The sequence below is a fragment of the Pseudomaricurvus sp. ABR4_320 genome (genome assembly GCF_056159445.1).
This window is the reverse complement of sequence record NZ_JBSWVF010000062.1, coordinates 1-1705: the sequence shown is the minus strand read 5'-3', so window position 1 is coordinate 1705 and position 1705 is coordinate 1. Positions and strand designations below refer to the sequence as shown.

The 1705-nt window shown below is 46.2% G+C and carries 2 protein-coding genes; both read left to right on the top strand.

The genetic code is table 11. The features are described 5' to 3' along the window. Positions 1–303 (top strand): DUF1949 domain-containing protein (locus tag ACXAFR_RS27330; protein ID WP_475183327.1); only part of this gene is annotated, 303 nt, incomplete at its 5' end. 181 nt (positions 304–484) lie between these two features. Further along, a protein-coding gene (locus tag ACXAFR_RS27325) for an IS5 family transposase (RefSeq protein WP_475183325.1) occupies positions 485–1466 on the top strand; the annotation gives its coding sequence in 2 pieces (ribosomal slippage) (positions 485–688 and positions 690–1466; 981 coding nt in all). The last annotated feature ends 239 nt before the right edge of the window (positions 1467–1705 follow it).

The following is a 1705-nucleotide window of genomic DNA, read 5'->3' as shown; positions in this document are numbered from 1 at the left end:
TATTTTGGCGGTATCAAACTGGGGGCCGGCGGACTTGTCCGCGCCTATTCTGGCGCAGCACAACAGACCATGGAAACCCTGCCGGTTATTACTCAGGTAAAACTGAATGCCTTTACCGTGACCACTGATTTTGCTCAGGAACAATTTGTCCGCCACTGGACTGAATCGGTAAAAGGTAAAGTCACAGATTGCACTTACTCGCAGGCTGTAACCCTCAGCATTGCCATACCCGACAGCGCCGTAGAGGCTTTGCGTCAGTATGAAGGAAGCCTCGGTTTGACAGTAAAAGCCGTTAAAGCGTGACAGTCTGTTAACTACAAAGGCGTATGTGATATTTGGTGAAAATGAACTTAATGCAGTTCTCAGCTCCACTATTCATGCGGGTTTGACGGGGACGTTCAAATAAGCATTCTGCTAAGGAAGATGCGAATAAGTGCTGAATGTGAGATCATAGCTGCATAGTAAATCACAGCCATTACAGCCCATGAGCCAACAGTTAACTTTTGCCGATAGTGAGTTTTCTAGCAAACGTCGCCAGACGAGAAAAGAAATTTTCTTATCCAGAATGGATAACCTGCTGCCGTGGTCTCAACTGCTGGAAGTGATTGAACCCTTTTATCCTAAAGCAGGCAATGGCAGACGTCCGTATGCGCTTGAGACCATGTTTCGCATTCATTGTATGCAGCATATGGTATAGCCTCGGTGATGAAGCGATGGAAGATGCGTTATATGAAATTGCTTCGATGCGTCAGTTTGCGCAACTGTCACTGGATAAAGCCATTCCTGACCGCACTACCATTATGAACTTCCGCCACTTGCTGGAAAAGCACAAGCTGACTCGCAAATTATTCAAAACCGTCAATCAATGGCTGTCGGAGTGCGGTGTCATGATGACGCAGGGCACACTGGTGGACGCCACGATTATTAAAGCCCCCAGCTCCACTAAAAATAAAAAGAGTGAACGTGACCCGGATATGCATCAGACCAAGAAAGGTAATGAATGGCATTTCGGCATGAAAGCCCATATTGGTGTGGATGCCAAGAGTGGCCTCACCCATACATTGGTAACCACCGCCGCCAATGAGCATGACCTGAATCAGATGAAGAACCTGTTGCATGGCGATGAGGAGTTCATCTCTGGCGATGCTGGATATCAAGGCGCAGAAAAGCGGGAAGAACTTAAAGACACGGATGTTGAATGGCTAATTGCTGAGCGTCCCGGAAAAGTTCGAGCACTGAAAAAGCATCCCCGCAAAAACAAAACGGCCATTAACATCGAATATTTAAAAGCCAGCATCCGAGCAAAAGTTGAGCACCCGTTTCGCATCATCAAATGCCAATTTGGTTTTATCAAAGCTCGCTATAAGGGATTGATAAAAAATAACTCACAGTTAGCCATGCTATTCACCTTGGCGAACCTGTTTAAAGTAGACCAGATGTTACGACGACAGCCAAGATCCGTCTAAAATCAGGGAATAGCCCGGAATAAGGTCGAAATCCGGCCTAAAATAGCGGTATATTGGCCTAAACTGCAAAATTAGAGTTTAAAAATTAGACAGGTGATGCTGCGGCTTAACTAAGCGTTAAACTGCGGGACTTAGAGTTATTGTCAAAAGTGGTGTCCAGGGACTTGATCAAGCGACGTTCTGATCGACTGCTGTCACCTCTTCACCATCCTTGAATTTAATGCCCTGGACGACCTTGG